General features: G+C 66.3%; 5 protein-coding genes. All 5 read right to left on the bottom strand.

The genetic code is table 11. From position 1 onward, the window contains the following. On the bottom strand, nucleotides 1–1,344 hold a 1,344-nt coding region (locus ACIQ6O_RS10655), incomplete at its 3' end, for a glycoside hydrolase family 10 protein (protein WP_396207769.1). A gap of 239 nt (nucleotides 1,345–1,583) precedes the next feature. After that, nucleotides 1,584–2,807, bottom strand: coding sequence for an aminotransferase class I/II-fold pyridoxal phosphate-dependent enzyme (locus tag ACIQ6O_RS10650; RefSeq protein ID WP_396207768.1), 1,224 nt, complete (start codon nucleotides 2,805–2,807; stop codon nucleotides 1,584–1,586). Between the two features lie 56 nt (nucleotides 2,808–2,863). Next, nucleotides 2,864–4,057 (bottom strand): homogentisate 1,2-dioxygenase, encoded by a 1,194-nt coding sequence (locus tag ACIQ6O_RS10645; RefSeq protein WP_396207767.1) that lies wholly within the window; start codon nucleotides 4,055–4,057, stop codon nucleotides 2,864–2,866. A 7-nt stretch (nucleotides 4,058–4,064) separates the two neighbouring features. Continuing rightward, entirely contained in the window at nucleotides 4,065–5,189 is a 1,125-nt protein-coding gene (gene hppD, locus ACIQ6O_RS10640) for a 4-hydroxyphenylpyruvate dioxygenase (RefSeq protein ID WP_396207766.1), read from the bottom strand. A 273-nt stretch (nucleotides 5,190–5,462) separates the two neighbouring features. Beyond that, nucleotides 5,463–7,194: acetoacetate--CoA ligase (locus ACIQ6O_RS10635; protein WP_396207765.1), on the bottom strand; the 1,732-nt coding region annotated here is incomplete at its 5' end.

Below are 7,194 nucleotides of genomic sequence, written 5' to 3'. Positions count from 1 at the left end.
AGGGACCGTCCAGGTGGTGGTCGCGCCCGGCAATATCATGGTAACCCATGCCGTGTCCGTGCGCAGCCTCACCACCCACTGCCACGGGGCCGACTTGCCCTGTGGCGCCAGGCGGAGCTGCGTGGCACCCGCTGCCTGGACGACGCGAGGGGCCGGCGTGGGCGGCGGGGACGCCTTGAGCCATGGGGTCGCCGGTGGCAGCGCGGGCGACGCATACGGCCCGCTCACCAGCGTGTCGTTCATCCCCGCCTGATTCTTCAGGAACGAAGTCATGCTGAAGTGCACGTTCCCCGACGCGAGCGGCTGCAGACGGGTGAGCCGGATCTGCTCGACCAGATCGCTCACGGGAAACGCCGTGCGGCCGGCGCCACCGGCGAGCGACGAGTAGTTGCCCGGCCACAGATGCCGCTGCATGACGTTCTCCGAGGCCCACCAGTCGAGCAGCACCGGATACGCCTGCCCCACCTTGGTCGTGGGCCAGTAAAGCTGTGGGGTGAAGTAGTCCACCCACCCTTCACGCAGCCATTTGCGCGCGTCGGCATAGAGCTTCTCGTAGGCATCGAAACCGCGCACGGACGCCGGATACCCTGGACGCCAGATACCGAAGGGGCTGATGCCGAAGCGCACCCACGGCTTCGTCTTGTGAATGGCCTCGTCGAGTTCACGCACGAGCGTGTTCACATTCTCGCGGCGCCATTCGTCACGTGACAGATCGCCGCCTTTCGCCGTGTACTTCTTCCAGCTCGTGGCGTCGGGAAACGGCATCGCACGACCGCGGCGGTCGTTCTCGGGATACGGATAGAAATAGTCATCGAGGTGCACGCCATCCACGTCGTAGCGCTTCACCACGTCCACCACCACGCGCACCGTGCGCGCGCGCACGGCCGCCTCGCCCGGATCCATCCACCAATAATTGCCGTACCGCTTCACCAGCGTGGGATTCGTACGGCGGATGTGCGTCTTCGCGGCTGGCGACTTCCCGCGGGTGAAGCCCGCACGATACGGGTTGAACCACGCATGCAGCTCCATGCCTCGCGCATGCGCTTCGTCGATGGCGAACTGCAGCGGATCCCACGCCGGCTCGGGGGCCCGCCCCTGTGTGCCGGTGAGGAATTCCGACCACGGTTCGAGGCTCGACTTGTACAGCGCATCGGCGGCCGGTCGCACCTGAAAGATTACCGCGTTGAGCTTGAGTGCCTGCGCGCGGTCGAACAACGCGCGCAACTCGGCCTGCTGCTCGCTCGGCGACAGCGTGCGCTTCGAGGGCCAGTCCATGTTGCCCACCGTCGCCACCCACACGCCGCGGAATTCGCGCAGCAGCGCCGGTGCGTCCGCCGTGGCCACCGGCGGCGCCACGGGGGTCGGTGCGGGCCGAGGCGCTGGGCGACGCGGAGCGGATCCGGACGCGGCGGATGACGACGACGGCGCACGCGATGACGGCGTACTCGACGATGTGCTGGACGCGTCGGCTGCGGATGGCACGGGCGCCGACGACGGTCCCGTCGATGGACGTCCGCCACCGCACGACGTCACCCCTGCCAGCATCAACACGGCCACACTCCGTGCACGCATCGCCGAACGCTTCACGCGGTCACGATCTCGCGGTGGCCGGTGCCATCGCTCGAGGTCAGCTCCGCCTGCATGGCCGCGAGGACCACGCCGGCTCGTCGCGCCGCTTCGGCGATGCGCGGACCATCCTGAATGAACGAGATGCGGAAGAACCCTTCACCGCCGGCACCGAAGCCGGAACCCGGCATCGCGATCACCCCCTGCTCCTCGCGCAGGCGATCGCAGAACGCGGCACTCGGGATCCCCTCGGGGAGCGGAATCCAGAGGTACATGGTGGCCCGCGGCGATTCACAGGGGAATCCGTTGTCGCGGAACGCCTGCACCGATGCATCTCGCCGCGCCGCGAACACCGCGAGATTCTGCGGCACGAACTCGGCCCAGCTTTCGATGGCGGCCACGCCGGCCGCCTGAATGCCCATGTACTGCCCCGTATCGGTGAACGACTTCACCTTGGTGAGCGCTCCGGCGATCTCCGGCTTCGCCACCGCCCACCCACACCGCCACCCCGTCATGTTGTACGTCTTCGACAACGAATGGAACTCGATGGCCACCTCGCGCGCACCGTCGATCTCGAAGATGCTCGGCGGCACGTAGCCGTCGAAGCCCATCTCCGAATACGCGTTGTCGTACACCAGGAGGATGTCGTGATCGCGGCACACCTGCACCACGCGTTCGAGATAGTCGCGCGGCGCGATGGCGGCCGTGGGGTTGTTGGGATAGTTGAGATACAGCACGCGCGTGCGCGCCAGCACGTCGTCGGGAATCTCATCGAGATCCACGAGGAAATTCGTGCGCGGCCGCAGCGCATACACGTACGGCGTCGCATCACTCATCAGCGTGCCGCCCAGATACGCCTGATAGGCAGGGTCGGGGATGATGGCGACATCGCCCGCGCCGAGATACGCGAACGCGACGTGCGCCAGCCCTTCCTTGCTGCCCAGGAGCGGGACGATCTCCGTCATGGGATCGACGCGCTGGCCGAAGCGCGTCTGCATCCAGCCGCTGATGGCTTCGCGGAAGGGCACGTAGCCCATACCGAATCCATACCGCTGCATGGCCGGCACTTCGGCCGCGGCCTGCAGCGCCGCCACAGCCTTGGGCGGCGGCGGCAGATCGGCATCACCGGCGCCAAGATCGATCACGTCCACGCCGGCGGCGATGAGCGCCTTCTTACGGGCCGGGATATGGGCGAGCGGGTACACCGGAAACGCCGAGAAGCGAGGCGAAAAACGGGGCATGGTGTGCGTGGGGCGAAAGAACGACGGCCGCCTCGGGGACGGCCGTCACGGATACATCAGGACGTCGGCGGACTGAACTGCGCGTGCTGCTGTTCGATCCAGCTCAAGTGATACTTCGGGTCTTCGATGACCGTGGCCGCCTTGGCGACCTTGAGCGGCCGGAAGCTGTCCATCATGACCGCAAGTTCGTTGGTGTACTTGGCGCCGATGCTCGCCTCAGCGCGCCCCGGGTGCGGGCCGTGCGGCAAGCCATCGGGGTGATGCGTGATGGAGCCGTACTCGATTCCCTTGCGGCTCATGAACTCACTCGACGCATAGAACAGCACCTCGTCGGAGTCCACGTTGCTGTGGTTGTACGGCGCCGGCACCGCCTGCGGATCGAAGTCGTACGGACGCGGGCAGAAGCTGCAGATCACGAAGCCATCGCCCTGGAACGTCTGGTGCACCGGCGGCGGCTGGTGAATGCGCCCCACGATGGGCTCGAAGTCGTGGATGTTGAAGATCCACGGATAGAAGTACCCGTCCCATCCCACCACGTCGAACGGGTGGTGATCGAGGATCAGCTCGTTCAGCGCATCGTACTGCTTCACGAGAATCGGGAAGTCGCCCTTCTCATCACGCGGCTCGAGCAGCATGGGACGACGGATGTCGCGCTCGCTGTACGGTGCGCCTTCGAGCAGCTGCCCGAACTTGTTGCGATACCGGCTCGGAAACCGCACGTGCCCGCGGCTCTCCATCACGAGGAACTTGGTGGGCCCCGTGCTCGTATCGAGACGCCAGCGGTGCGTGATGTTGCGATGAATCACCACGTAATCGCCGGGCTTGTACGGCAGCTCGCCGAACACCGACTCGAGAACGCCGTGCCCTTCCACCACGTACACCACCTCATCCGCCTGCGAGTTGCGGTAGAAGTGGGAGTCGGTCACATCAGGCTCCACATATAGCATGCCGATGTCGCTGTTGAAGAGCAGCGGCAACCGGTCGAGCGTGGGGGAGCCCCCATTCTTGACACGCGACGTGAGGAAGTGGCGGTGACGCAACGACGTATCCGTGTCCTCTTCCCAGCGCAGGTCGCACACCTTGCGGGCGGACTTGACCGTGGTGGGCGGATGCGTGTGATACAGCAGCGACGACGTACCGACGAAGCCCTCGTGTCCCATGAGTTCTTCGGCGTACAGCCCGCCATCGGGGCGGCGGAACACGGTGTGCCGCTTGCGCGGAATAGTGCCGAGCTGGTGGTAGATGGGCATACTGGCCTCAGAGGTTCCCGCGCAGTTCCTGCTCGCGCTCGATGCTTTCGAACAGCGCCTTGAAGTTGCCCTTGCCGAAGCTCGTGGCGCCCTTGCGCTGGATGATCTCGTAGAAAAGCGTGGGCCGGTCTTCCACCGGCTTCGTGAAGATCTGCAGCAGGTAGCCGTCGGGATCGCGATCGACGAGAATGCCAAGCTTCGCCAGCTCTTCCACGGGCTCGTCGATCGTGCCCACACGCGCCTGCAGCTCGTCGTAGTACGACGTGGGCACGCTGAGGAATTCCACCCCGCGGTCGCGCAACGCCTTCACCGTGGTGAGAATGTCGTCGGTCGCGAGCGCGAGGTGCTGGGCACCGGGACCGCGATAGAAATCGAGATACTCCTCGATCTGCGACTTCTTTTTCCCCGAGGCGGGCTCGTTGATGGGGAACTTGATCTTGTCGTTCCCGTTGGCCATCACCTTCGACATGAGCGACGAATACTCGGTGCTGATGTCGCTGTCGTCGAAGGTGATGAGGTTGCGGAAGCCGAGCACGTCGGCGTAGTACGCCACCCAGTGGTTCATCTTCCCGAGCTCGACGTTGCCCACGCAATGGTCGACGAACTTGAGCCCCACGTCCGCCGGCTGGTAGTGCGGCGTCACCGGCTTGAAGCCCGGCAGGAACACCCCGCGGTAGTTGCGGCGCTCGACGATCGAGTGGATGGTGTCGCCGTACGTGCCGATGGCCGCAATGACCACGTCGCCGTGCTCGTCACTGAACACCTGCGGCGCCTGCACCGGAATCGCGCCGCGCGCGATGGCGGTTTCGTACGCGAGCCGCGCATCGTCCACCCACAGCGCGTAGTCCTTCACCCCGTCGCCGTGCTTGTGCACATGCTCGGCGATCGGCGACTCGGGCGCGAGCGGCGTGGTGAGCACCAGGCGGATCTTCCCCTGCTGCATGAGGTAGCTGGCGCGGTCACGCACCCCCGTTTCGGGGCCGCGATAGGCCACCAGCGAATACCCGAAGGCGGCGCGATAGTAGTGACTCGCCTGCTTGGCGTTCCCGACATAGAACTCGACGTAGTCGGTGCCGTTGATGGGGAAGGCGTCCTGCTCGATGCCCGTTTCCGGGAGGGTCAGCGTGGCCATGCGTATACCTGAAATGGGGATGTGATCGTGGACAGACACGGACACGCGTGCACCGGCGGCACGATGGCCGGGCGGCGTCACGCGGGGTGCGGCAACGTCACATTGCTCAGATATGCGACCGGGGCAGCGCACCAATCCAGGCGCGCTGTCGCTGATCCTCGGCAGGCTGGGTCAGGAACATGGAGGGAAAGCTAGCGGGCGGATTCCAGCTTCGCACGATGCCGCGAGCGCGGTTCTGCCGCGTCGCCACCGGGGATACCCCCGAGCTGCATCTCAGTGCCGGAGCGCCGGCAGATCCCGGAACAGGTCGAGTGCGGCAGGATTGGCGAGCGCATCGACGTTCTTCACGGGCCGGCCGTGGATCACCTCGCGCACGGCGAGTTCGGTGATCTTGCCGCTGATCGTGCGCGGAATGTCACTCACGGCCACGATGACGCGGGGCACATGATGCGGACTCGTGTGCTCCCGAATCCGGGTGCGAATGGCGGCCTGCAGCGTGTCGGTGAGGGCGACGCCGTCACGCAGGCGTACGAAGAGCACGACGCGCGAATCGGTCCCGGCGGCCTCGCCGATCGTCTGCTCCACCACCAGTGACTCCACGACCTCCGGGATCTGCTCCACCTGGCGGTAGATCTCGGCGGTGCCAATGCGCACCCCGCCCGGATTGAGCGTCGCATCGCTCCGCCCATGAATCACCAGCCCGTCATGGGCCGTGATCTCCGCCCAGTCGCCGTGGCGCCAGACGCCGGAGATCTGCTCGAAGTAGGCCGCGCGATACAGGGCGCCGGTCGGATCGTTCCAGAACGCCACCGGCATGCTCGGAAACGGACGCGTACACACGAGCTCTCCCGGCGCCTCCCGAACCGGCCGACCACTGTCGTCGTACACGTCTACGGCCATGCCGAGACCGCGCATCTGCAACTCGCCGCGATACACCGCCCCCGTGGGATCGCCGAGGGCGAAGCAGCTCACGATATCGGTGCCACCGCTGATGCTCGACAGCCGCACCCGCTCGCCGATGGCGCGCTGCGCGTAGTCGTAGCTGTGCGAGGCCAGCGGACTGCCCGTACTGAGCACGGCGCGCAGCGCCGACAGGTCGGCCAGCTCGCGAGGGACAAGCCCCTCTTTCTCGCACATGGCGAGATACTTCGCGCTCGTGCCGAACACCGACACGCGCTCGGTGCTGGCCATGCGCCAGAGCACCGTGGGATCGGGCGCGAGGGGCGCGCCGTCGTAGAGCACCACGGTGGCCCCCACGGCCAGACCGCTCACGAGCCAGTTCCACATCATCCACCCGCAGGTGGTGAAGTAGAAGAGCACGTCGCGCTCACGCAGGTCCGTATGGAGCGCGAGTTCCTTCCAGTGCTGCAACAGCGTCCCGCCGGCCCCGTGCACCATGCACTTCGGCAGGCCGGTCGTCCCGCTCGAATACAGGATGTACAGCGGATGATCAAAGGGGAGCCGCGTGAACCGCGGCGTATCGTGCGCGACGAACGCGTCGAGTACGTCGGGCCACGACGTGGCGTGTGGCAGGTCACCGAGGTCGGTTGACGCACTCGCGTACGGCACGACCCACACCGCTTCGAGACTCGGAATGGCGCCGACGATCTCGCGTAGCCGCGGCATGCAGTCGATACGCTTGCCGGCGTACCAATAGCCGTCGGCGGCGATCAGGACCTTGGGCGCGATCTGTCCGAACCGGTCGAGCACGCCCTTCGTGCCGAAATCGGGCGAGCAGCTCGACCATACGGCGCCGATCGACGCGGCCGCGAGCATCACGATCACCGTCTCCGGCAGATTGGGCATCCACCCCACCACCCGGTCACCAACGCCGACGCCCTGCGCACGCAGCGCCGCCGCGCACTGCGCCACGCGCCGGGCCAGTTCGGCGAAGCTCAGGCGCTGCTGCGCCCCGTGTTCGTTCCACGACACGAGGGCCGCCCCGTCATCGCGACGGCGCAGCAGATGCTCGGCGAAGTTGAGGCGCGTGCCCACAAACCAGCGC

This window comes from Gemmatimonas sp. (genome assembly GCF_044345575.1).
Taxonomy (GTDB): Bacteria; Gemmatimonadota; Gemmatimonadetes; order Gemmatimonadales; family Gemmatimonadaceae; genus Gemmatimonas.
This window is presented reverse-complemented; position numbering and strand designations above follow the sequence as displayed.